22 protein-coding genes are annotated in these 25,392 nt (G+C 34.2%); 14 read left to right on the forward strand and 8 right to left on the reverse strand.

Annotation, left to right across the window (positions count from 1 at the left end; translation table 11 throughout):
* Nucleotides 1-160 precede the first annotated feature (160 nt).
* Nucleotides 161-1,650 (reverse strand): IS3 family transposase gene (locus ADJ83_RS23195; protein WP_239687095.1). Its coding sequence is split into 2 segments (ribosomal slippage): nt 161-1,233 and nt 1,233-1,650, totalling 1,491 coding nucleotides; the frame shifts between segments, so codons are not numbered across the junction.
* Nucleotides 1,651-1,960: 310 nt separating this feature from the next.
* Between ADJ83_RS23195 and ADJ83_RS23205 the strand changes: the two genes are divergently transcribed.
* The 9 genes from ADJ83_RS23205 to ADJ83_RS23245 all read left to right on the forward strand — a co-directional run bounded on the left by ADJ83_RS23205 (nt 1,961) and on the right by ADJ83_RS23245 (nt 12,394).
* Complete coding sequence (locus ADJ83_RS23205; protein WP_031540735.1) at nt 1,961-2,878, forward strand: radical SAM/SPASM domain-containing protein; 918 nt, start codon at nt 1,961-1,963, stop codon at nt 2,876-2,878.
* Nucleotides 2,879-2,940: 62 nt separating this feature from the next.
* Nucleotides 2,941-3,918, forward strand: a complete 978-nt coding sequence (locus ADJ83_RS23210) for an aminotransferase class I/II-fold pyridoxal phosphate-dependent enzyme (protein WP_031540734.1) — start codon at nt 2,941-2,943, stop codon at nt 3,916-3,918.
* On the forward strand, nt 3,915-5,606 hold the full coding sequence (locus ADJ83_RS23215) for a B12-binding domain-containing radical SAM protein (RefSeq protein WP_031540733.1): 1,692 nt from the start codon (nt 3,915-3,917) through the stop codon (nt 5,604-5,606). Before ADJ83_RS23210 ends, ADJ83_RS23215 begins: the two co-directional genes overlap by 4 nt.
* Complete coding sequence (locus ADJ83_RS23220) at nt 5,603-7,489, forward strand: RiPP maturation radical SAM C-methyltransferase (protein WP_031540732.1); 1,887 nt, start codon at nt 5,603-5,605, stop codon at nt 7,487-7,489. Before ADJ83_RS23215 ends, ADJ83_RS23220 begins: the two co-directional genes overlap by 4 nt.
* A 373-nt stretch (nt 7,490-7,862) precedes the next feature.
* Nucleotides 7,863-8,183, forward strand: a complete 321-nt coding sequence (locus ADJ83_RS23225; protein WP_031540731.1) for a hypothetical protein — start codon at nt 7,863-7,865, stop codon at nt 8,181-8,183.
* A gap of 122 nt (nt 8,184-8,305) precedes the next feature.
* On the forward strand, nt 8,306-9,067 hold the full coding sequence (locus tag ADJ83_RS23230) for a class I SAM-dependent methyltransferase (protein ID WP_031540730.1): 762 nt from the start codon (nt 8,306-8,308) through the stop codon (nt 9,065-9,067).
* 192 nt (nt 9,068-9,259) lie between these two features.
* Nucleotides 9,260-10,048, forward strand: coding sequence for an ABC transporter ATP-binding protein (locus ADJ83_RS23235; RefSeq protein ID WP_031540729.1), 789 nt, complete (start codon nt 9,260-9,262; stop codon nt 10,046-10,048).
* Nucleotides 10,045-11,697, forward strand: coding sequence for a hypothetical protein (locus ADJ83_RS23240; RefSeq protein ID WP_031540728.1), 1,653 nt, complete (start codon nt 10,045-10,047; stop codon nt 11,695-11,697). Before ADJ83_RS23235 ends, ADJ83_RS23240 begins: the two co-directional genes overlap by 4 nt.
* Nucleotides 11,698-11,773: 76 nt before the next feature.
* Nucleotides 11,774-12,394, forward strand: a complete 621-nt coding sequence (locus ADJ83_RS23245; protein WP_031540727.1) for an NUDIX hydrolase — start codon at nt 11,774-11,776, stop codon at nt 12,392-12,394.
* A 144-nt stretch (nt 12,395-12,538) separates the two neighbouring features.
* Here ADJ83_RS23245 and ADJ83_RS23250 read toward each other — a convergent pair whose 3' ends face one another.
* Nucleotides 12,539-13,441, reverse strand: a complete 903-nt coding sequence (locus ADJ83_RS23250) for an ArsR/SmtB family transcription factor (protein WP_031540726.1) — start codon at nt 13,439-13,441, stop codon at nt 12,539-12,541.
* 341 nt (nt 13,442-13,782) lie between these two features.
* Here ADJ83_RS23250 and ADJ83_RS23255 point away from each other — a divergent pair, with 341 nt between their 5' ends.
* The 3 genes from ADJ83_RS23255 to ADJ83_RS23265 are packed head-to-tail and all read left to right on the forward strand — an operon-like array spanning nt 13,783 to nt 15,353.
* Nucleotides 13,783-14,340 (forward strand): histidine phosphatase family protein, encoded by a 558-nt coding sequence (locus ADJ83_RS23255; protein WP_048719196.1) that lies wholly within the window; start codon nt 13,783-13,785, stop codon nt 14,338-14,340.
* Nucleotides 14,337-14,837, forward strand: coding sequence for an NUDIX hydrolase (locus ADJ83_RS23260; RefSeq protein ID WP_031540724.1), 501 nt, complete (start codon nt 14,337-14,339; stop codon nt 14,835-14,837). Before ADJ83_RS23255 ends, ADJ83_RS23260 begins: the two co-directional genes overlap by 4 nt.
* Before the next feature lie 18 nt (nt 14,838-14,855).
* Entirely contained in the window at nt 14,856-15,353 is a 498-nt protein-coding gene (locus ADJ83_RS23265; protein ID WP_031540723.1) for a GNAT family N-acetyltransferase, read from the forward strand.
* Nucleotides 15,354-15,596: 243 nt separating this feature from the next.
* Here ADJ83_RS23265 and ADJ83_RS23270 read toward each other — a convergent pair whose 3' ends face one another.
* Complete coding sequence (locus ADJ83_RS23270; protein ID WP_031540722.1) at nt 15,597-16,160, reverse strand: DUF2777 domain-containing protein; 564 nt, start codon at nt 16,158-16,160, stop codon at nt 15,597-15,599.
* A gap of 240 nt (nt 16,161-16,400) precedes the next feature.
* On the opposite strand from ADJ83_RS23270, the gene asnB reads away from it, so the two are divergent.
* Entirely contained in the window at nt 16,401-18,248 is a 1,848-nt protein-coding gene (asnB, locus tag ADJ83_RS23275; RefSeq protein ID WP_031540721.1) for an asparagine synthase (glutamine-hydrolyzing), read from the forward strand.
* Between the two features lie 42 nt (nt 18,249-18,290).
* Here the strand turns inward: asnB and ADJ83_RS23280 are convergent, their stop codons facing one another.
* From ADJ83_RS23280 to ADJ83_RS23300, 5 genes are all read right to left on the reverse strand, one after another.
* Entirely contained in the window at nt 18,291-19,421 is a 1,131-nt protein-coding gene (locus tag ADJ83_RS23280; protein ID WP_031540720.1) for a GerAB/ArcD/ProY family transporter, read from the reverse strand.
* 211 nt (nt 19,422-19,632) lie between these two features.
* On the reverse strand, nt 19,633-20,538 hold the full coding sequence (locus ADJ83_RS23285) for a DMT family transporter (RefSeq protein ID WP_031540719.1): 906 nt from the start codon (nt 20,536-20,538) through the stop codon (nt 19,633-19,635).
* Between the two features lie 172 nt (nt 20,539-20,710).
* Nucleotides 20,711-22,492: a glycoside hydrolase family 13 protein gene (locus ADJ83_RS23290; RefSeq protein ID WP_031540718.1), complete on the reverse strand. Its 1,782-nt coding sequence runs from the start codon at nt 22,490-22,492 to the stop codon at nt 20,711-20,713.
* Between the two features lie 155 nt (nt 22,493-22,647).
* Nucleotides 22,648-23,523: an SDR family oxidoreductase gene (locus ADJ83_RS23295; protein ID WP_031540717.1), complete on the reverse strand. Its 876-nt coding sequence runs from the start codon at nt 23,521-23,523 to the stop codon at nt 22,648-22,650.
* Between the two features lie 145 nt (nt 23,524-23,668).
* Nucleotides 23,669-24,163, reverse strand: coding sequence for a YajQ family cyclic di-GMP-binding protein (locus ADJ83_RS23300; RefSeq protein WP_031540716.1), 495 nt, complete (start codon nt 24,161-24,163; stop codon nt 23,669-23,671).
* 199 nt (nt 24,164-24,362) lie between these two features.
* On the opposite strand from ADJ83_RS23300, the gene ADJ83_RS23305 reads away from it, so the two are divergent.
* Entirely contained in the window at nt 24,363-25,241 is an 879-nt protein-coding gene (locus tag ADJ83_RS23305) for a CvfB family protein (RefSeq protein WP_031540715.1), read from the forward strand.
* The last annotated feature ends 151 nt before the right edge of the window (nt 25,242-25,392 follow it).

A 25,392-nucleotide genomic window follows, 5' to 3' on the forward strand; every position in this document is an offset into this window, starting at 1 on the left:
CGGTGTTTGTCAACATAGTTGTCGCATTTAGTTACTTTAGTGTTGTGTTCAGTCAAGGCTACCGCGCTACGCTTGCTGGCCTGATGATTTGAATGGAAAGGAAATCCATTCTTTCCATTCAAATCATCAGGGAATAAAGTGTATTAAGGCGGACTCAACGTTACCTTTTTCCCTCATCACGCATTGGATTAAGTGCTACTTTTTCAATAGGTGTCCAATTTCTTAGACTCCTCGCCCAGCGTTCTGGATGCTTCGCTTTTGCGGCTTCATATACGTCTTTTCTCTTTGTCAATATGGTTACGTGTTCTCCGGCATGACACTGTGCCGGTGTTACATAATTCAGCCCACTATGCAGATGAATATGATTATACCAATGGACAAATTGGTGTGCCCATTGTCTGGCTTCTTCAAGTGAGGTAAAGCCCTTATGCGGATAATCAGGGCGGTATTTAAGTGTTCGAAACATGGCTTCTGAATAAGGATTATCATTGCTTACACGTGGTCTTGAAAAGGAACTTTGGATCCCCAACTTCTCAAGTAAACTTAAAAAGGTCTCAGCTTTCATCGGACTCCCATTGTCTGAATGCAACACCAGTGGTGCCCCTTGGATTTTCTCATTAATGACTGCTTTTTTTACAAGTGATTCAGCGTGTGTCGCTTCTTCCTTTTCCCATACTTCCCACCCAACTGCTTTTCTACTAAATAGATCGAGTATTAAATAGAGGCGATAATACAAGCCTTTCACAGGTCCACCAAGCCACGTAATATCCCATGTCCACACCTGATTTGGCGATGTGGCCAGATGACTCTCGGGGATTCTTCGTGTTGGCTTTTGACTACGTCCACGGTGGTGTTGCATCTTTCCTTCACGTAAAACACGGTAAAACGTAGATTCTGACGCAATATATGTTCCTTTATCCGCAAGCTTTGGGACAATTTGTGTCGGCGGTAAGTCGGCATATTCTTCTTGTGTAACAACCTCGAGTATTTCCTTTTTCTCTTCCTCGGACAACTTATTTTTTGGAACAGGTCTTTTCGCAAAGGGACGCTGATCGACCTTAACCTTACCATCTGCCACCCAGCGCTCGTAGGTTCGTACACTAATATAAAGTTCCTCACAAGCCTTCGCTAACCGCGCACCATTTTGATTGGCTTCTTGGATGAGTTCTACAGCTAATGCGCGATTTGATGGGCTAATCATTCTTCCTCGTCGTCCCCCCAAATCGCTTGGGCCTTTTTTCTAAGTAATAATAACGCCGCAGCTTCCGCTAATGCTTTCTCCTTCTTTTGAAGATCTTTTTCTAACTGTTTTGCCCGTTTCTGTTCTTCCTTTAACGCACCAGATAACTGCTTTGATTGATCAAATACTTGTCCGTTTGCCTGGAGACAAACAGATCGCCATAATTCAATCTGTTCACGGTACAAACCCTTTTTACGACAGTATTCAGCCAATTCCGTTTCGTTCATCGCAAAGGTCTCCATCACGATTAAAAACTTATCTTGACTGGTCCATTTGTCACTTGTTTGTCCATTGCCAGGCGTTGCCACACCAGCTTCACGTGCAGCCTTACGCCACTTGTACAACGTTGGTTCTGTGATGCCTTCTTCCTTCGAGATAGTAGCCACTGATTCGTTATGTGGTGGCATCATTCGTTTAACAATTGCCTCTTTTTGTTCCTTCGAGTATCGTACTCCATTTTTTCTTTCATATCGATCGACCTCCGTGTTATTTACTTAAAGTATAACACTAAAGTATCGTACGACATCTATCCTAACAGAGGGGGTTAATCAGGAAGGTTTTACAATATTAAATGCTATTGATAAATTTAAAAATAAAACTGAAGTTATCTCTTTCCTAGCAAAAGAGTATAATCTATCGCCGACTCATGTATCTGAGGTTCTTGATAATTTTTTAAATAAATTTAATGATACAGAGGAATACGATACGAGCCATTTGTGTTTGAGTGCTCCTTTATTAATCCAATGGAAAGTCACGAATAAGTGTAATTTAAGATGCAAGCATTGCTATGTTGAAGCTGGAATGACCAATAATGAAATATCAAAAAGTGAGAAAGATATTATTTTTAATAGGATTTTAGCAGCAAAACCCTTTTCAGTGCTCTTTACTGGTGGTGAGTGTTTCGAAGAGCCTTCAACTATAGAATACATGAGGAGGGCCTATCATGAGGGAATTGATATTAGAGTGTTCACTAATGGGACAAATCTAGAATACTTTTTCGATGATCTAATAGAAATGTCTGATAGATTAACAATTAATGTATCTTTAGACGGAATGGAAAGTGAGCATGATTTCATAAGGGGGAAAGGTAATTTTAATAAAACTATTAATAATATTTCTGGGTTAATAGAACGGAATATCCAACCTTCAATAAATATTGTTATAAACAAAATAAACTATAAAAGCATAATAGATTTATTAGAATTATTAAAATCTATAAAAGTAAAAAATGTACAAGTATCTCACTTGACGATTTTTGGTAATGCAATTTCTAATAAAAGAAAATTAGCTATGGATGAAAAAATGTATTCTGAGTTTAATTTTTATTTGGAATCGTATTTATCCAAAAATTTAAAAGGTTTAAATGTTACATATAAGAGTTTTAATCACGAGGAAGATGCTATTGAAACTAATGATGGTGAAACTTATGAAGATACATGGACATGTTGTGCGGGTATTTCTCGGATTACAGTAGACCATTTGGGGGATGTCTATCCTTGTCCTTTTTTAAAAAATGAATACAAGCTAGGAAACATTATTAATAATGATTTACATTTTTTATGGCAGGATCCGAATAGAATCAAGTTTATTGAGAATTTGAAAAAGAATTCGAAGAATGGAAAATGTTTATATTTTTAGCTTAACTAAACAGACTATCTAATAATTTAGGTTTAAAGAGGTGAAATTAGGTGGGGAATTATTTGGGACCTTGGGATTTAGATAGTGTATTAAAGGATTGGGTGAAACAAAAACATGAACATTTATTTCATACCGATTTTTACTATATGCCAGAAAATCCTATGGAAGATCCATTGATTAAAGAACTAGCAATATATTTAGACATACCACAAGAGTATATTTTTACTTGTTCTGGTATAAGCCAGGCTATTCACTCTATATCAAATTTTAAAACATGGGAAAGAATCGTTATAACTACTCCTGAATTTGGTTTATATTCGCTCGTAGCTAGTGAGACTGGAAAAGAGGTTATTACCATTCAGGTTGATACTTTTGATTGTTTAATTGATTTTTATAAAAAGAATGATAGTCGAAAAAATGATATTTTATGTTTCTCATCTCCAAGGTGGTTTGATGGGATTAGAATTACTAAAGACCAATTAACTACTTTACTCACTAATTTCCATGGCTTCTTATTTATTGATGAGGCATATATTGATTATAGCAATACAGAAGACTGGACGTTAGACTTTTGTTTAAATAATGAACGAATTATCCTAGCCCGTTCTTTCTCTAAAGGCTGGTATTTACCAGGTCTACGGACAGGCTACATTGTCAGTAAATATTTACCATCTACTTTTAGAAAACAGAATATAGTACCACATTCAGTAACAAGTTATTCAATAGAGTTTATTAAACAAATGCTAAACGATAGGGATTTAATGAATCATTTTATTAAAATTAGAAAGAATGTGATAAATTTAAGAGAATATGCGTATTTACACTTATTACAAATTGATGGAGTTAAACCAGTTAATTCAGAGGCTAATTTTTCGTGTGTCCATTTCGACCCTGAAAAATTTAATAACGAAAGACTAGCGGGTGTAACCATAGAAGGTGTAAAAGTATTAAATTTGCCAGAAGTTATTTTAAAATATGCAATTTGGGAAAAAGATGATATTGATAATATGCTTAAACACATTAAGGATTGTAGGATATGAAAATACGTTTATATACGTTACCTTTAGTTTCGTTAGCATACCCTAATTTAAGCGTACCAACCTTATTAGGATACTTAAAAGATAGATTTCAAATTGATCAGAAGGATTTATCAATAAGTATAACAAACTTATTGACTCATGAAAATTTACTGGCTGAATATACAAACCTTAGGGAAAATATTACCAATATAGAGAAGGAATATTTGGATAGTATCCTAAACATTGAAAATTCCTTAAATATCATAAGAAATAAAGACTTATTTAATTTCCCTGACTATATAAAAGCAACAAAAACTATTAATGATTGTTTAGAATTATTATCATATAAATTTGGATGTAGTTGGAACTTAACAAAATTTTCCTTTTTAAGAAAACCAAACAGTGTGAATGAACTATTAAAATTCGTTGACGAACTAAGTTTATTTGATACGATTTTTGATGATGAAGTAAAATTATTAAATAATGATAAAAGAGACATAATTGGACTCTCAGTTTCCTATGCAGAACAGTTACCCTTTGCACTACGATTTAGTCAAAAGTTAAAAGAAAAATTCCCTAATGTAAAAGTTATTTTTGGAGGAAGTTATATTACCCATGCAGCAGCAAATATAAAATCAATTATGGATGACAGTGAACTAATTGATGTAGCGGTGTTATTTAATGGAGAGTTAGTTTTAGAGCAGATAATTAATTCTTATAAGAATTTTGGAAAGGTAACTTCTGATATACCAAATGTTTTTTACAGAGATAAGGGAAGGGTTAAAAATAATTTTTTTAAAAAAAATCATGGTTGTGTGAATGATATAATCCCATCATATGACGGGATTAATCTAGATAAATATTTAAGTCCTGAAAGAGTATTACCAGTAATGTTATCTTCAGGATGTAAGCACGGTAAATGTTCCTTTTGTTCACATCATTATAACCACGGAAAATTTAATGGTTTTAAAAAAAACCAAACAATTATTGATGAGTTTAAATGTATTACTCAAAAATATAAAACGAAAAATATTTATTTCGTAGATGCATATTTAACCATAGAAAAACTTATGGAAGTTGCTAGTTTAATTAAATTTAATGATATTAAAATTAAATGGATGACTGAGACTAGAATAGATCCATTATTATCAGAGAAGGAAATTGTTAGCGAAATTAAAAAATCGGGCTGTGTCTTACTCTCATTTGGTATAGAATCATACAATAGGTCAACTTTGAAATCTATGTACAAGGAAATTAATGTAGATTGTATTCCACAGGTAATGGACACATTGGCAAATCATAATATTACAACATGTATAACATTAATTACTGGTTATCCTGGTGAAACAATTAAACAAATGGAACATTCTCTTAATCAAGCATTTTCTAATGAAGATATTGATTTAGTCGGAGTTTCAGCTTTTGGTTTAATGGAAAACTCCCCTATGCATCTATTACCCCAAAAATGGGGTTTATCTCATTTGAAAAAGAAAGATTTCCTCAGTTTAGAATATAACTTTAAATTCAAAGATGTTGAATATAATCAGAGTAATATATTTAACTTAATCAATAGTATAACAAAGGAAAACAATCTTCAAATATTTAGAGATGTTCAAAGAATTATTCAAAACAGGGTTCATTTCTTCTTTATTACAAAAAAACAATTACAAGAAATTAAGAGAATTAGCAAGGGAATGATAAGTAGGTGAATATTCTATTAATTAATATGCCGTTTGCAAGTATTATAAGGCCACCACTTGGATTAGAAATATTAAAAAATATTGCCGTAGAGAAAGGTCACAATTGTGATGTTATAAATTTGAATATTAGTTTTGCAAAAATGATGGGATTAGAATTTTACGAACTTGTGGCAGGATACGATTCAACTGATCTAATTGGAGAATGGATTTTTTCACAACATGTTTTTGATAAAAGTACCGAAGATGAGACAAACGAGTTTGTTGAGTATATTACAGCTAAGTCTAGAACAATGATACATTCTTGGCGTGAAAAAGAGAAACTATTAAGTTTAATAAATGCAGGAAGAAAGACTTCGGATGAGTTTTTAAAAAACATTATACAGAATATTGATTTTTCTAAATATCAGATTGTGGGTTTTACGAATAGTTTTCAGCAAACGATGGCTTCCATAGCCCTAATAAAGCAAATAAAAAAGATATATCCTAATCAATTGATAATAATGGGTGGAGCGAATTGTTTTGGTGAAATGGGTGTGGAACTAATAAATACCTTTAAGGATATCGATGGTGTATGCATTGGTGAAGGTGAAGGTGCTTTTATAAATTTATTAGATAATTTCAGTGTTTTCAGTGAATCACCAAGTGAAAATATTATTGTAGGATTCGCAACCAAAAAAGGATATAAGTATATTGATATTGATAATAGCTATAATTTAAATAATAATAGTATTCCAAACTTTGGTAGTTATTTCAAGGAATTATTTCAAAGTTTCCCAGAAAAGCAAAAGGAAACAGTGATATTATATGAAGGTTCAAGAGGGTGCTGGTGGGGAGAAAAACATCAATGTGTCTTTTGTGGCCTAAATGCAAATGCTATTGAATATAAAGGTAAATTACAGAAAAAAATTTACAATGAAATGAAAACATTAATTGAAAGTTATGGTGAACACACAAACACACTATTTTTCACAGATAATATAATGAGCATGGAATACTTTGAATATATCTTACCAAAATTAAAACAAGACAAGATTAAAATTGATATGTTTATGGAAGTAAAGAGTAACTTAAATGAACAACAAGTTTGTGTTTTAAAAGAAGCTGGTGTAACTAAGATACAGCCAGGAATAGAAAGTTTAGCCACTAATAGTTTGAAGTTAATGAACAAAGGAGTAGATCTATTACAAAACCTTAGACTATTACGGTTATGTAAAGAATATGGTATTATACCTTTTTGGAACATTATTTTTGGATTTAGTGGGGAAAGTTCAGAAGAAATACAGGGTCAGATAGATATTATGAAAAAAATAAATCATTTACAGCCTCCTGTGGCAATCTCTAAAATTAGGTTGGATAGGTTCAGTCCCTACTTTAATGAACAGAAAAAATATAATATTCGAATAAACGGACCGATTAAGAGCTATAAATATATTTATCGGGATAAGGGAATAAATATCAATAAACTAGCTTATTATTTTGATTATAATAATGATGCTGTATTTGAAAATAAAATTCTTAATGAATTTGTGTCTCAATTTGAAAATTGGAAAGATAATTTCAATCAAACGGACTTATTTATGTATCAAAGGAACATGGATAAATTTGTCTGTAGAATTGGGGAATCAAACAGTATTTATAAATTGAATGAAATACAAGGGAAAATTCTTGTATATGCAAGAAATATAACCTCAATTAAAAAAATTATTGAAAATGTCATAAAGGATGTTGATTGTAATGAAGAGGATATTCTTTCTAATATTCAAGAGTTAGAGAAACTTGGATTTATAATTATGGAGAGGAATAAACTTTTGACAATAGTTTTACAATTCAATCCATATATCCCCAGTGAAAATCTAATACAAAATGCATTAAATGCAACAAGTATTAGTTAGTATAAATCAATCCTCTTGAAAAGGCTAATAATAAAAAACCATAAAGAGAAAAGTTTGTACAAAGATTCTTGTCTTTTTTTGTACAAGCTTTTTTGTCCTAAACTTTCTCAAAGGGTTCAAAGGGTATTGTACAAACTATCTTGTCGTTTTTGTCCAGAGATTTATGTCGGTGAACATTGTTTGAGCCAAGTGGTAACCTCGTTAGATTAACGAATGATATAATTAGAGATATGTAGACAGGATATTTGTTAAGTATCTGCATCTATTGGCAGGTGCTTATTTCTTTAAAGAGCGGAAAATCTTTCCCACTCTATTAAAAGGCAGACATCTAATAAATCATTTACTAATAAGCAAAGGAGTAATAGGTGTTTACATGAAAAAAATATATATTGTTTTAGCAACCTTAACAATTGAAACAGTGCTAATTTGGTTTGCATCCTATTTACTGCAATGGAAATTTGTCGACACCATCTTTTTAGGTAGTCTATTGCTTTTTGGAATAGTTTATCTCATCCGCTTATACATTCATCAAACAAACACAGTATTTAACGCAAATATAGCAGGCTGGACATGGGAGGAAGCTGGAATTGGTCCGTTTCGTTTTCGTGTGTCACCAATTATTATTGGACTTATTCTCTATATAATAATTAGTTTTTTTGTCACGTTGATAACCTATTATTCTTATTTTTTATAGCAAATATAAAGTAAAGGAAGGGTAGATCATGACTTCTTTAGAGCATGAAAGATAAAACCGTTATTGCAGAGGTCCTCCACTAATTTTTTAGATGAATAAGAAAAATAGAGGAGGAATGGAGCGTGAAAGAGATTAATTTTCACAAATATTTAGAAGAGATAAAGGAGAAGTTTACAGGATGGGATTTTTCTAGTATCCATGACACAGGACGAATCCAAAGCAGCTTGCTTTCTTGGTCTTACGGAAGTAAGGTGGTTGCTGCCATGCAGGATGCTACAACAGTATTAGATATGGGAACCGGTGGAGGAGAATTTCTGTCTTTATTAAATGGCTATTTTCCACCAACAATTTATGCTACAGAAGGATATAAACCGAATGTATCAATTGCCAAAAAGAAGTTAGAACCATTAGGTGTAAGCGTATATGAAGTGGTCGATGATGAACAATTGCCATTTTCCGACCAACATTTTGATTTGATTATCAATAGGCACGAATCTTACTCGGTAAAAGAGCTAAAGAGAATAGTGAAGCCAAATGGAATCTTTCTTACTCAGCAAGTCGGAGGTTGGGATTGTAAGGAAATAAATGAATGGTTTGGAACTTCGGTTAATCCGGAATTTAAAGAGTGGAAGCTTCTATCTGCACTCGAAATGTTCCCAGTGGACGAATGGGAAATCGTTGAGCAAAAGGAGGATTTTCCAATCCAGCGTTTCTATGACTTGGGTGCATTGATTTATTATTTAAAAGCGATTCCTTGGCAAGTTCCTGATTTCAGTATTAAGAAGTACGAGGATGCCCTGTATCGTCTGTATCTGCACATCGGAAAAGTAGGTTATTTTGATGTAACCCAATCAAGATTTTTTCTTAAAGTGAAATGTAAATAAGATAATGTGACACTAATCACCTATAGAGCCTTGGAAATTGGCTACTATAGGTTTTTTTTGTAAACAATCACCCCTAATTATAAGGAGTGGGAAGTGAGATAATCGTGACAGAAAATTCACCTGGTTATTGGGAGGTTTTTTCCTTTTTTTCTAGAATGGTAGAAAAGAGATGTGTAGGAAGGAGCAAATGAGATGGTTGGTGAAGAAATTATTACAATAAAGAACTTACGAAAAAACTATGGCACCGAGGAAGTACTAAAAGGAGTGGATTTACATGTATATCGAGGAGAAATTATTGGATATATAGGTCCGAATGGTGCAGGAAAAAGTACTACAGTTAAAATTATTCTCGGTATAGAGGGAAATTATCGTGGAGAAGTAATGCTTTTTGGCAAAAATATTAGGGATGATTCGATGGAATATAAGCGAAAAATCGGTTATGTACCAGAAATAGCAGAAGTATATGATAATCTAACGGCATATGAGTATTTAACATTTATCGGTCAACTATATGGAATGAGTGCAGAGTTTGTTGAACATAAGGCAAAAAGATTAATGGAACTGTTTGGTATAGGAGAGGTATATCATTCGCGAATCTCCTCTTATTCAAAAGGGATGCGTCAAAAGCTGTTAATTATATCAAGTGTCTTGCATAATCCAGATATTCTTTTTCTAGATGAGCCAATCAATGGACTTGATGCGAATAGTGTGATGGTGTTTAAGGAGATTCTTGCCCAGTTTGCATCAAGCGGAAAAACGATATTTTATTCGTCACACATAATGGATGTAGTAGAAAAAATAAGCAGTAGAATCATTCTATTGAACGATGGAAAGATAGTGATAGACGGAAGCTTCAAAGAGTTACAAACACAAAACGAACAAGGTAGCTTGGAAGGAATCTTCAATCAATTAACTGGCTTTAACAACCATAAAGAAATAGGCGAATCCTTTGTATCCATTGTGCAAGAGGTACAATCATGAGAGAATTTACTATATTAAAGTTCTTTGACCGTTTTAAAGGTTTATTTTTGAAAATAGGTATCGATTATTCCGTTTTAAGAACGATTTTACAAGTGAAACTGACAATGGATCAACGTAAGCTTCCAACCATCTTCTCCCAATCTAATCAGAGAAAAGAAAAGAAAGAAGATAAATATGCCTATATAAAATCGTTATGGCTGTATGCTTTTATGGGGTTGATTCTTATTCCATTGATGGCCTTCGGTGATAATTACTTATTTCAAATGAGCATTTCTTTCGGAATTATTTTATTTCTGGTCATGACCTCGATGATTTCTGATTTTTCAGGTGTTTTGTTAGATGTTCGGGATAAACATATACTACATACGAAACCAATAAATAGGCGCACAATTAATGCAGCAAAAGTTCTGCATATTATGATTTATCTTTCTCAATTAACGATAACTATTACACTTATTCCGTTAGTTGTATGTCTTGTTAAACAAGGATTTATCTTTTTTCTGTTGACAGTTGTACTACTTGTTTTAGCAAATTTATTTATTGTTGTTATCACGGCATTACTTTACTTGGCTATCCTTCGATTTTTTGATGGAGAAAAACTTAAGGATATGATTAATTACGTACAGATTGGTTTGTCTATTGTCATAATGATAGGATACCAGGTTGTCATTCGGAGCTTTGAATTAGTTGATTTACATATTGTGTATCAAGTGCATTGGTGGCATGTTTTCTTTGTTCCAATGTGGTTCGCAGCACCATATGAGTGGATATTGAATGGCAATATCAACACGATGATTATTTTGCTAGCAGCTCTTGCGATTATTTTACCAATTGCAGCTATTATCATTTATGGAAAGCTAATTCCTAGCTTTGAGAAAAATTTAGAAAAGTTAACTAGTCAAAGTAAAGCGAGAAAAGGTAAGGTCTCAAAATGGGGAGAACTGCTATTATCGTTTTTAATGAACAACAAGGAAGAAAAAGCATTCTATCAATTTACAGGGCAAATGATTAGGCAAGAAAGAGATTTTAAATTAAAGGTATATCCATCATTAGGTTTTTCGATTGTTATTCCCTTTATCTTTCTTTATAGTGGAACAAATTTGGAAGATGTTTCATTTACAACAAGTTCCTCGTATTTAACCATTTATTTTACGATGATTAATATTCCGACGATAATTTTTATGATGCGGTATTCAGGGAAATATAAAGGTGCATGTATTTTTACGATTCTTCCAATCTCTGATTTTTCTATGTATTATAAAGGAGCATTAAAAGCGCTAATTATAAAATTATATTTACCAATCTATTTTTTAATAAGCATTGTTTTTTTGTTTTTGTTTGGAATGCGAATTATACCAGATTTATTAGTAGTATTTATCTCCGCTTTCCTCTATTCAGTGATTTGCTATGGAATGCTAGATAAAGAAGTGCCTTTTTCTATGTCATTTGATTCAGGAGCGAATCAGCAAAGTTGGAGGTTATTTCTGCTCTTGCTTCCGTTGCCGATTTTAGCAGGAATTCATTATATCAGTATATCTCTTCCATTTGGTGTTTATATTTATGGGATATTGCTTTTCTTTGTTAATCTTATCCTTTGGAAGAAGATACAAAGGAAGGGAAGTACTTATTCAAAGAGGGTTTATTCGTAAAATGCTGGCATAGCAATAAGGAAACAGGGTAAGCAAGATACTATTTTATGGAAAAAATAGCAGAGGAGCATCCATCATGGAAGAGGAACAACTAAAAATATTTGATGAAAACAGAACACCAATCGGAACTGCTGCCCGTAGTGAAGTACATAAAAAGGGATTATGGCATGAGACCTTTCATTGTTGGATTGTATCTGAACAAGATGGACAATCATATCTCTACTTGCAAATTAGAAGTCCATTAAAAAAGGATTATCCAAATCTTTTAGATATAACGGCTGCAGGTCACTTGTTAGCACATGAAGATGCGAAAGACGGTGTAAGAGAGATGGAGGAAGAAATCGGTATCCAAGTAGAAATAGAGGAGCTAATCCACTTAGGTGTTTTCCATTATGAAATGAATAATGGAGATATTTTGGATAAGGAATTTGCTCACACTTTTTTATATAAAAAGACCATGGATTTTAAAGAATTTCATTTGCAAGAAGAGGAAGTAGCGGGCATTGTATCCACTAAACTAGCCGATTTTTACGATTTATGGCAGGGCAGAAAAGAATTAATTGAAGTAAATGGATTTGAACTCAACTCAAGAGGGGAGAAAATTAAGATTCATCGTAAAGTGGGCAGAGAAAATTTTGCCCCTCATCCTATTTCTTATTACAAGCGATTAATTCAAGCCTTTAAAGAGAAGGTGTAAGGAAGGTTTGAACAAATTATATAAACGAAAACAGAGTAGTGATAGCCTCTTCCATCAAATATTGGTAGGGTAGGAATCGATTAAAAAAAGCTAGGGGAAATAAAAAGGCAGTTTCTCCTAGCTGATTAAATAGAGCAGAATCTTCTATAAATAATACACTTTGAAAATGATATCCTGTGGGTGATTCCCAAATTTCTTTCCGAAAATTGTAGCGCCACCTACACATTCCGCATCTTCTTTCACTTCAATGCGAAACGTCCAGCGATCACAATTGTCATCTAGGTCATTGATGGTGACAGATGAAATAGGGTCTCCATCAATATACGTACCATGGTTAGTAATTCGGAGTGTTTTAAGAAGCCCATATTGATTAAGATTATGTGGCCACCATTCTGGTGTAAGTTTCCCTCTTGTATCAGCAAAGTCTCCAGGACTTCTCCATGTTCCCAGTTCTATCCCATTTAATGAAAAGGTAATGTCAGAAGGCCAATTGTCATTAGAGAATGGAAATTCAGAGCATACTTCTAAACTAATTTCAAATTGTTGAATGTTTTCCTCCTTTTTTAAAAAGTTAGGAATTGTGTATTGAATAAAGCCTTGCGTAAACCACAGAATTTCTGCTTCTACTCTTTTGGGATCCATAAATAGTTTCGGTTCATCTACTCTTCCGATAAAATCCTTTTCTGAAGCTAATCCACATGTTGGCTTTAAATCATAATCAGTGTAATGGCCTATTGGAACAGAGGTTTCATATGAAGCGAAAGAATGATAGATTTTCTTCGGAAAGTTGATTTCGATATGATCCACCTTTAACATGGAAATCTTCTGTAATCCTGATTTACCTGGTACTTTCTCTGTTTTTATCAGTCCTGCATCTTCTAATTTTTTTACATGTTTTGTTACAATGGCACTGCTGATGCCTAATTCTTTGGCAAGTTCCTTTATATTCATTTTATTTTTAGACAGTAACTGAATAATTGTCATACGAACTTCACTTGCTAAAGCTTCGTACACTACTAAAGAGGAATTATCGATTCCCAATTGCATGTAGACCCCTTCTTTCAGAATATCTAGTTAACATTAAAGTTTTCTTCTTGTACAAAAGATAACATGTAAATTAATCTCTGTAAATAATTTCTTTCTAAATAAGAATTGATTAACAAATGAGTTAATTATTTATCGGAAAATAGGACAAGGTTTATGCGGTTATTATCTTAAAGAATATCTAGTTCTCTATTTATTCATATTTCCTCCTAAAGTATAAATCCTCTTTAAAACTATCAACAGCAGATATTTATTTAGAAACGTGTAGTTTATGATTTATCTATAGAATTTTCCAATAATTTGTTAAACTGGTTATAGGCTATTGTGGGAAGGCTGGTGAAAATTTGATTAATAGTAAAAATATTTACCTAATTCGTCATTGTGAGGCTTATGGCCAGAAAGCGGAAGCTCCTTTAACTGCTAATGGAAAGAGACAGTCGAGTGAGTTAGCGGATTTTTTGAAAGATGAAGGCATCCAATTAATCCTCTCTAGTCCCTATCTTCGTGCATATGAATCTGCTAAGCCATTGGCAGAAAGACTCCAAATACCGATTCAAAATGAGGAGCGCTTGATAGAAAGAAAGCTTAGTAGCCGAAATCTAAACAATTGGCAATCTTTATTGAAACAATCTTTTACAGATTTAGATATTGCATACGAAGGCGGAGAATCCAGTAGACAAGCGATGACAAGAGCAACAGAAGTAATGAAGGAGTGTCTTCAAAGACCAGAGAATAGGTTTGCAATAGTGACACATGGGAATTTGCTTGCATTAATGTGGAAATATGTTGATCCTTCCGTCGGTTATATAGAATGGAGCAAGCTTTCGAACCCTGATGTCATTCAAATTAATTACCATTCAGATAGGGTGTCAGTTAAACGAATATGGGGGGATAACGATTGAAGGAAGAGAGGAAGTTTCATCAACCATTTGGAGTCTATGGAATTCTTGTAGAAAAAGATAGATTGCTCGTTATACATAAGAAGAGGGGGCCATATGCCAATCGCTTTGATTTACCTGGTGGGAGTTTGGAGCAAGGAGAAAGTTTAACGATGGCAATGAGAAGAGAGTTCTTAGAAGAGACAGGGATAGAAATAGAAATACAGAAGCAAATTGGGATGGCTGATTTTATGTTCCCATGTAACTGGAGGGAATTTACACATATTCACCATATCGCTGCATTTTACACAGCTAGAAAAATAGGTGGGGAAATTACCGTTCCAGAGCAATTTGAGGGGCAAGATTCGTTAGGAGCTGAATGGGTTTCTATAGAAAATATTACTATCCATAACGCATCGCCACTTGTATTAAAGGCTGTAGAATGGATACAAACCGGATCACTCGGATGGGAGGTTACATGGTTTCCAGAATGGGAGGTGAAAAAAACCTTCCATATATAAAGAAAGGAGAGCGTACATATGATGATAAGAAAAGCAAGAAGTGAGGATGCCAAAGGAATAGCAAAAGTACATATAGATAGTTGGCGAACAACCTATAGAGGGATTGTTCCAGATACCTATTTAAAGGCACTTATTTACGAAGAAAAAGAAGAAATCTGGAAAAGAGCTATCCTGACAGGAAGTGTCTTTGTTGCTGAAAATGAAGAGGGACAGATTGTTGGGTTTGCAAATGGTGGAAAAGAAAGAAGTGGGCAGTATTCAGGTTATGATGGAGAGCTATATGCCATTTATCTTTTGGAAGCCTATCAAGGAAAAGGAATTGGCAGCTCACTTGCGAAAAAAGTTTTCGAATATTTAAAAGAAAAAGGGTTTAATAGCATGATTATTTTTGCATTAGCGGAAAATCCAGCTTGTAAGTTTTATGAAGCCATCGGTGGAAAAAGAATTGGTACAGAAGAGATAGAAATTGGTGGCGAGGAGTTTACCGAAGTCGTATTTGGATGGAATCTGGCGTAGTGCAAGAATACATTTACGACCAAGTTGGTGCCCTGAATATGTTTCATTAGATAATTAAAAACCCCTACTGGTACTAAAGGCATTTTTCTTTCGGATAAATAAGGAAAGGATATAAGCCATTTGAAAGCAAAAAATCATTCGTTTCCCGAGGTGTCAACTTGTAAATAAAAGCGGACACTCGGGAAACCTACTCACTATTTGCATCTTTGCTTGGTGCTACTATTTTTCTATAAGGGATTACTTTTAAGAAGAGAGCTTCTCCACAATCATCCGCTTTCCAGTATTTAAGGTAAACTCAAAGCGGTCTGTATTTTTTTCATTATAGAAGAAATGGTGATTCACACTGCAAAGGTCTTCCTCATTATCAAAAATCATCATATTAACGCCACTCTTGCGCTTTTCGTCTTTTAAGAAAGTAAGATGATTATAACAATATATACAATCATATATGGAGAATCTCATCGAATTTAGAGTAGTAATAAATTGATAAAAGCTATCATCACTTAAATCATCTAATAATTCTTCCAATGCAAAGACAAGATGCTTTCGTATCCGAATAGGATCTTCATGCTTTAAAAAATGGACTGATCCAGAGATATTTACTTTCCCATCCTCTAGAAGAATTCCTTTTCGCCAGCGATTTAAGGAATGAATTTCGATTTCTTGATGTAAATATTCGTCAAGCATCGAAGCATCCTCTGTTTCTTCATCAAAAAAAATCCATTGATTGTTTATATACTCAACTGTACCCTTCGTAAAGGCACGTGTTTGAAATTCAATAAGTTTTGATCTATGCTGATTGTTCATTGTAAACCTCCCAAAGATTACACGCCCATAAATTCTTTTTAGACAGATAAACAAAATTTTATAACTAATCCTTCTTTTTCCTTCATTAAAATATTGAAAACGATTAATTTATCCTTTTTGAGTGGATCATGAGATAAACCTGGTATGGACAAATAACCATTTTTATTTTGATGCATAGAATACCTCATACTGATTGATTGGTATCTAATCATAAGTTCCACGGAAGAAAGGATGATAATCATGTGTGGAATAACAGGTTGGGTTGATTACAAAAAAGATTTAAGAAACGAGTCGGTCATTTTATCCGCTATGGCAGAAACATTGGCAAAAAGAGGACCAGATGATACAAACGTTTGGACTGCGTTACATGCAGGTTTCGGACATAAACGCTTAGTGGTGGTAGATCCGCTAAATGGTATTCAACCAATGACAAAAGAAAAACAAGGCTTTCATTACACTATTTGCTACAATGGTGAATTGTATAATACAGAAGACATAAGAAAAGAATTACTAATAAAAGGATATTCATTCCAAGGTCATTCTGATACAGAAGTTTTACTTACTTCCTATATAGAGTGGGGAGAAGAATGTCTGCAGTACTTAAATGGGATATTTGCCTTTGCTGTTTGGGATGAGAAGCGAAATTCTTTATTTATTGGAAGAGATCGTTTAGGAGTAAAACCACTATTTTACGCTGAGGTAGGATCTAGCTTTATCTTTGGCTCCGAATTGAAAGCATTGCTTGCACATCCAAATGTGAAGACGGAGCTAGATAGAGAAGGATTAGCAGAAGTATTTGCTCTTGGACCTTCTCATACACCAGGGAGCGGTATCTTTAAAGGGATTAAAGAGCTTCGACCAGGGCATGCATTAAAGTTCACACAGGATGGCTTGAGAGTATGGCGTTATTGGAATGTGAAAAGTGAAGAACATACAGATTCGTTTGATGAAACCGTTGAAAAAGTTCGTTTCCTTTTTAAAGATGCTGTGACTAGACAATTGGTATCAGATGTACCGTTAAGTACCTTTCTTTCAGGTGGAGTGGATTCCAGTGCCATTACAGCAATCGCTTCAATGGAATATGCGAAAAATGGTAAAGGACCTCTGCACACCTATTCAATCGATTATGAAGGAAATGATAAGTTCTTTAAAGCAAATGAGTTCCAGCCAAACTCTGATGGTGTTTATATTAAAAAAATGACAGATACATTTGGAACCATCCATCATAATTGTATTATCACCCAAGAAACATTGGCCGACTTTTTACATGAAGCTGTAACGGTAAGAGATGTACCTGGGATGGCAGATGTTGATTCCTCCCTTTTATGGTTTTGTCGAGAAATAAAAAAAGATTTTGTCGTTAGCTTATCTGGAGAATGTGCAGATGAAATCTTTGGGGGATATCCATGGTTTAGAAGAGAGGCTGACTTGCAAAGAGCAGGATTCCCGTGGATGAGATCGATTGAAGAACGACAAAATTTATTGAAAGATTCATGGAGTAATAAATTGCAATTAAAAGAGTATATGATGGATAAATATAACCAAACTATTGCGGAAACGCCTAAATTAGCTGGCGAAAGTAAAGAAGATGCAAAAAGAAGAGAATTATTCTATCTTAATCAATTATGGTTCATGACCACATTATTAGAGCGCAAAGACAGAATGAGTATGGGAGCAAGTCTTGAGGTGCGCGTGCCGTTTGCAGACCATCGCTTAGTAGAATATGTGTGGAATGTACCATGGGAAATGAAGAATTACAAAGGAAGAGAAAAAGGATTGCTGCGAAAAGCATTAGAAGGAATTCTTCCAGATGAAGTTCTTTATCGCAAAAAAAGTCCGTATCCTAAGACGCATAATCCGATTTACACAAAAACAGTAACAAATATGCTAAAGAGTGCATTAACAGATAAAAGTTCAGCTTTATATGAATTCTTTGATAAAGAACGACTGTCAGAAATTATCGAAACAGAAGGTTCTGCATTCAAAGAACCATGGTTTGGCCAACTAATGACTGGACCACAGCTGCTTGCACACTTAGTACAAATCCATCATTGGTTCAAAGATTATAATATCAATATTGTAGAGTAAGAAAATAAAAAAATCCCTAGAATGACGATCCTATCGTGCTATCTAGGGGTTTTTATATGTTTTATCATGAAGTGGAGAGTTTCCTTTATGGATGAATTTTTTTAGTAATAGGACAAATAAGAGGAAGCAAGGGAAAGCAAATTGTAAAGGTAAATATAGTAAATATGGAACAACTAGAGAAGCTTCTTTAATATGATCATTAATATCTAAACTAATGAAAATAGAAAACATGGAAATAATACAGACACTAGGTACGACAAAATAGCGATAAGGGAATTTAAAAATATATTCTAACCCCTTTAACCCACCATAAATAAAGATGGAACTTTTAATAACAATTCCTAACATAATGATAAAAACAGCAAGAGCATCAATTCTTTCAAAAAAGTCCGCGATGGAAATAAGCCTTGTTGTGCTCAAAAGTGGAAAGGTAGCTCTTGAAGCCGTTGTTATCCCTAAAGATGAAGTAATGATTAATGTAGCAATAGTGAGCAATATCCCAGACACTGCTACTGAATAGATAACAGATTTCTTACGCATTTTTAAGTTGGAAATGTGTGGGAAAACACATGTCATTACAATTAATTCACCGTAAGGTCTACTAACTTCAATTGGAAACATAGCATCGATTACTGGCAGTAAGCCTCTTGCCAATACTGGCTGTATTTTTGTAATAGAAATATTTTGACTTGCGAATAGGAAAATAATGAGTAGGAAAAGAAATAAAGCAGAATAGGGTGTGAATATTTCCGTCGTTCTTCCTAAGATTTCAATTCCTAAATATAGTATATAACCAATTATCAACATTAAGGAAAGAGTAATAATTTCAATTGGTGTTAACGGAAGGATAAAGGTAGACGTTAATTCGCCAAAATCCCTTATGGTTCTAGCCGCAAGATAAAAAAAGTAAAGAGAATAGACAAGCGTAATGGGAATAGCAATAAATCGATTGAATCCAAACTCAATGATCTCAAATAAATTCTTGGAAGGCACTAATTCATTTATATTAAGAAAAAAAGAGGCAATAATTAAGCCTGTAAAGGTTGAGAGAAGTACGGTAATCCAAGCATCCTCTTTTGCGGTAATACCAAGGACGACAACTAGCGTAGTACCTAGGTTAAAACCAATAATAATAGCAAATAACTGACTTAACGATAGATTTTCTTTTAGCATGAAAAGGAATCTCCTAATTGGAAATATGTAGATGCTTAAAGTAGTATTTGATTCATTTACCAGTAATATGCAAGAAAAAGGATGTTTTTGTGTACGAAATTTAAGATTGACTACACACTAGGCTGCTTTCTAAGTGGAATCTAATCAGTTAATGAAAAAATCAGTGGGGGAGCCCACTGATTGAAAGGTATTTAATAAAAATGGTAGTAATCTATCCAATTGGCTTTTCTTGGGTAATGGCATGTTTAGGCTGTTTTTGCAGTAAGAAAAAGAATACACCGAATAAAACAAGGATACCACCTATTATTTGAGAATGGATTAATCGCTCATTTAATAGCAGTACAGCTAAAAGGGTAGCTCCAACAGGCTCTCCTAAAATACTCATAGAAATAGTTGTTGCATTCACATAATTTAGTAACCAATTGTTGATAACATGCGCAAGCGTTGGAACAATTGCCAGCAGAACAAAAATACCCCATTCTCTGCCAGAGTATCCAGTTAATGAATCACCTGCTATAAGATTATAGACAGTTAACAAACAGGCAGCAAAAAAGAAAACGGTAAATGTATAAATCCAATGAGTCATTTTTTTAATAATATTTTGACCAATTAATAAATAGCCAACTACTGCAATCACGCTCAAGAAGGAAAGAACGTCTCCTATAATTGCATTGCTGTCAAGTCCAATATCTCCCCAGCCAATCATCACAGCACCAATAATCGCAATACCCATAGTCATAATAGCAATAGAATTGGTTCTTTCTCGAAAGAAAATAAATCCACCAAGAAGAGAGACAATAGGCTGAAGTGCCAAGATAATCGTAGAACTAGCTACAGTAGTAAACTTTAGAGAACTGAACCAAAGGGCAAAATGCAACGCTAAAAAAGAGCCGGAAAAAAATAAGAACGACCAATCTTTTTTGGAAAGCTTTTTAAAATCATTTCTGTGTATGTATACCATGGGAATCATAATAAGACATGCGAGCCACATTCGATACATGCTTAATATAGTGGCAGGAGCCTCCGACCATTTCACGAATATCGCAGAAAAGGAGATTGCGATAATAGAGATAAGTAAGGGAAGCCCAATTGATTTGGATGGTGCTTGCTGATTCACTTTATTTCCTCCTGACAATTCAAACAATTCGATCTAATAGTAAATATAGTACGTTCCACGTTAGGAAACAATCATTATTTTCAGTTCTTGGAAAAAATTATTGAAGAGGTAGGAGAAGGTGCCCACGAGGAAGTACATTGCAAATGGACACCTTTTAATAGAAAAACACACTTTATCTTACATGGATATATTCATAGTTCATATTAAAGCGAAGGATACTGGATTCATATGGTCCGAGTATTACTGCTAGATCATTTGATTCAGCTGCATATTCTTCGTCTGTTAATAAAAGAGAGATTTTTTTCCCTCGTAATGGAAAGGGGAGTAGAAATTGTGCTTCCGTTTCACTTTTATTAATAACGGTGAGTATGATTTCTGCCTCATTTTTTGAATAATAGGCTAAACAAGAATCTGTGTTTGTTAAAAAGTGGAAATTACTGCTATTTATGAGAAAAGAGCTTTGCTTACGCACTTGAATTAATCGCTTAACAAATTCTTTTTGCTTTTCATCGTGCTCTCCTGAATTCCAAAGCATACATTTTCGACAACCAGGGTCCGCTCCTCCTCCTAAACCAATTTCGTCTCCATAGTAAATGCAAGGAGTGCCAGGATAGGTAAAGAGAAAGGTGAATAAAAGCTTCACACGTTCTTTTCGATAACTACATTCATGTAGTATCCTCGGTGTATCATGGCTCCCGATAATATTAAATAATACGTTATTCACCGTACTTGGGTATGCATGTAAAGTTGTCGTCATATCCTCCATAAATTGTTTAGCAGAAATCATATCATAGGCAAAAAATTGAAGTGCTTTCGTTAGTAAAGGATAATTCATTACCGAGTCAAATTGCTCTCCTCGAAGCCATGGTAGGGAATCATGCCAAATTTCTCCCAATATAAAAAGGTCTGGTTTTAAGTCTTTCACTGCTGAGCGGAAAGATCTCCAAAAGTCATGGTCAATTTCATTGGCAACATCCAAGCGCCAGCCGTCGATATTACATTCTGTTATCCAGTATTTTGCTACATGTAAAAGATACTCTTTCACTTCTTGATTTGCTGTATTAAATTTGGGCATTGCTTCATAAAAGCCAAATGTTTCATAATTTATCGTGTTAGCTTCTTTTAAAGGGAATTTGTGGATATGGAACCAGTCTTTATAGCGCGACTTCTCTTTGTTTTTTAGAACATCTTGAAATGGTGGGAAATGATAGCCGCAATGATTAAATACAGCATCCAGCATGACACGAATCCCGCGGTTATGACATTCCTTTACTAGCTTTTTAAGCATTTCTGTATCGCCGAATTGTGGGTCCACTTCTAAATAGTTAATCGTATCGTATTTATGATTGCTTTTTGCATGAAAAATAGGAGTAAGATAAATCCCTGTTATCCCAAGGTCTGAAAGATAGTCTAAAGAATCGATTATTCCCTGAAAATCGCCGCCAAAGAAATTCCATAATTCAGGTTCCTCTTGTCCCCACGGTGCAGTGTCTATAGGATTTAAAGAACTATCCCCATTTCGAAATCTTTCTGGGAATATTTGATACCAAATAGTTGAAGAAACCCATGAAGGAGGAGAAAAAACGTCTTTCTCATGAAGATAGGGCAAGCAAAAATAATAGCCTGCATCATCGGGAACAAAGGGGAAAAACCCTTTTTCGGTATAGGTTATTTGTTGTTCATTATCTCTTATTATAAAGCCATAGCGAATTCTTTTTTTATTAGAAATGGAACAATGCCAATAATCAAAAAGAGAATCAGTGCCGCTTTTTTCCATCATCATTCGGTGGGATACCCAATGATAATCACTCATTTCGTATTGATCACCGTAAATTATTTCCATTTCATTCACATTTGCTCTTTTTGTTCGAATTCGAATATGGAGGGTATCTCCATTTTGTAAATAGCAGTAATTACCGTCACTTCGATGATAGATTGAAGCCAAATCAATCATTTTTCACACTCCCTATATATTCTTTCTATATCTTTTTGCCACTAGTGTTGACAGAATAGAAAGTTTTTAAAAGGGAAAATAAAATTAGCTATCATAGAAAAAACCACTCGCAATAAAGGCGCGAGCGGTTTGGGATTGCTAGAGCGTTAAATGATTTATCCGTTAACGATGCTTCCTCCATTAACATGAAGAACTTGTCCAGTAACGTATGTTGAATCATTACTAGCTAAATATACATAGGCTGGAGCAAGCTCACAAGGCTGACCTGCACGTTTTAAAGGAGTATTTCCACCAAAGGATGCCACTTGTTCACTGTCAAACGTAGAAGGAATGAGCGGTGTCCAAATTGGTCCCGGAGCTACTCCATTCACACGAATGCCTTGTCCGGCAAGAGACTGTGATAAGGAACGAGTGAAAGCAGTAATCGCTCCCTTTGTGGACGAATAATCGATTAATATTTCATTCCCTTTATAGGCAGTGATTGATGTCGTATTGATAATTGTATCTCCTGACTCTAAATGAGGAAGGGTCGCTTTTGTTAAGTAAAACATAGAGAAAATATTTGTTCGGAATGTTTTTTCTAATTGTTCGGCACTAATATCTAGCAAACTTTGTTGTGGATGCTGTTCAGCTGCATTATTCACTAAAATATTAATTTTTCCAAATTCAGATACAGTTTTTTTCACAATTGTTTTGCAGAAGCTCTCATCACCAACATCCCCGGCAAGCAATAAGCATTTTACTCCTTCTGCTTCTACTAGCTCTTTTGTCTTTTGGGCGTCATCATGCTCATTTAAGTAAACAACTACGATGTCTGCACCTTCTTTTGCATAATAAATAGCTACAGACCGGCCGATTCCACTATCTCCACCAGTAATGATAGCAGTTTTTCCTTTTAATTTTTCTGAGCCTTTGTAAGCGGGATCGACATCTTTAGGCATTGGATTCATTTCTGTCTGAATGCCTGGCTGCTGATTCTGATGCTGTGGGGGTAAGGTTTGTTGTAATTTTTCCTTATTGCTATTACTCATATCAATCACTCCTTCTATCTTTTTGTCCATGTTTACTTATTTTTCCCAAATCTACTAATATAAACATGGAAAAAATAGGGTTAGTGGAAAAGGAGGCATTCGAAAAAAAGATGGCAGCCTAATTTGGCTGCCATCCGACTACTAGTTAGCGATAATTGACAAATTGCACATCAATCGTAATTTTTGATTCGTCTTTTACAGCTGCGATAATCTTTTGTAAATCGTCACGGCTTTTAGCGGTTACACGGATTTGATCGTCTTGCTGTTGTGTTTTCACTTTTAATCCACTGTTCTTAATTAACGCATTAATTATTTTAGCGTTATCTTTATCAATGCCCTGGATTAATTTAGCTCTTTGGCGGACTGTTCCCCCTGAAGCTCCTTCTATTTTGCCATAATCTAAGTTTTTAATGGGAATGCCGCGTTTAAACATTTTGCTTATCAGGACATCCTTCAGCTGCTCTAATTTATATTCATCATCTGAAACAAGAACTAATTCTTCTTTGTCCAATGTTACATTACTTTTGCTTCCTTTAAAATCATAGCGATTTTGAATTTCCTTCATTGCTAGCTGTACTGCATTTGTAACTTCAGAAAAATCTACCTTTGAAACAATATCAAATGAGCTATCTTTTGCCATAATTACCTCCTGATTTATGGAATCATACACGATTTCTAAGTATATCTAGTGCTAATTCCATTTCTTTTATGCTTGTATTATAGTAAAATATAGCAGTTGTAACAACTTTAGGCATGAAGTATTCACTAAATAGGGAATAATGATGATAAAAGAATATAGATGAAAAGTTGAATAGACAAGAAATAAAGGAGGAAAACAAATGTCGTTAAGAGATTATATGGGACGTGTAGAAATATTAACGGTTGCAAGAATAGCATCTTTCGGTTATTTTTTGACAATTGAAGAGGAAGACGAGGATGTGCTTTTGCATTTTAGTGAAACAGATCAAAAATTCGAAGAAGGCGATGAAGTACGCGTCTTTATTTACAGCGATTCACAAGGAAGAGCATGCTCCAGTACATATATCCCGTCTATTGCGGTTGGTAAATATGATTGGGTAAAAGTAACTGATCGGAAAGAGGGCATTGGCTGCTTTTTTGATATTGGTTTGAAAAAGGACATGCTATTAGGAGAAGATGATTTACCAGTTCATGAAGAGGTTTGGCCAGAAGTTGGAGATATGCTATATATTACTTTAAAGGTAAATAAAAATAATTATTTATATGTAAAACCAGCTACGGATCCAATTATTGAAGAAATGTCAACAAAGGCGACAAGAGAAGATTTTAATAAAAACATTCATGGCTATATTTATCGAACAGCAAAAGTTGGAAGCTGGATTTATACAGCTGAAGGCTATAAAGGATTTATTCACGAATCTGAGAGAGGTCAAGAACCAAGATTAGGGGAAAAAGTTAGTGGTCGTATAATCGACGTTAAGCTAGATGGCACAGTAAATATATCCTTATTACCAAGAAAAGAAGAAGCACTTGATAAGGACGCCCAACTAATTTTGGATTATTTAATTATGCGAAAAGGTGCAATGCCTTATGGAGATAAGAGTATGCCTGAGGACATTAAAGAACGTTTTAATCTAAGTAAAGGTTCCTTTAAACGTGCACTTGGAAAGTTAATGAAAGAAAATAAAGTGTATCAAGAAGAAGGCTGGACGTATTTAAAGGAAGATAGTGAAAATTAATCTATAATAAATGAGATGGGTGCATTCCAAATTTGGAATGCACTTTTTATATAAGCCATTTATAGTTAAAGCAGAACGCAGTATGGAAAAGTAACAGAGGAGTGTTCTCTAAGCCCACTAGAGCAGAAATCTGCATGGAAAGGTAACAGAG

The organism is Bacillus sp. 522_BSPC, assembly GCF_001076885.1.
In the GTDB taxonomy this organism is placed as follows: Bacteria; Bacillota; Bacilli; order Bacillales; family Cytobacillaceae; genus Niallia; species Niallia hominis.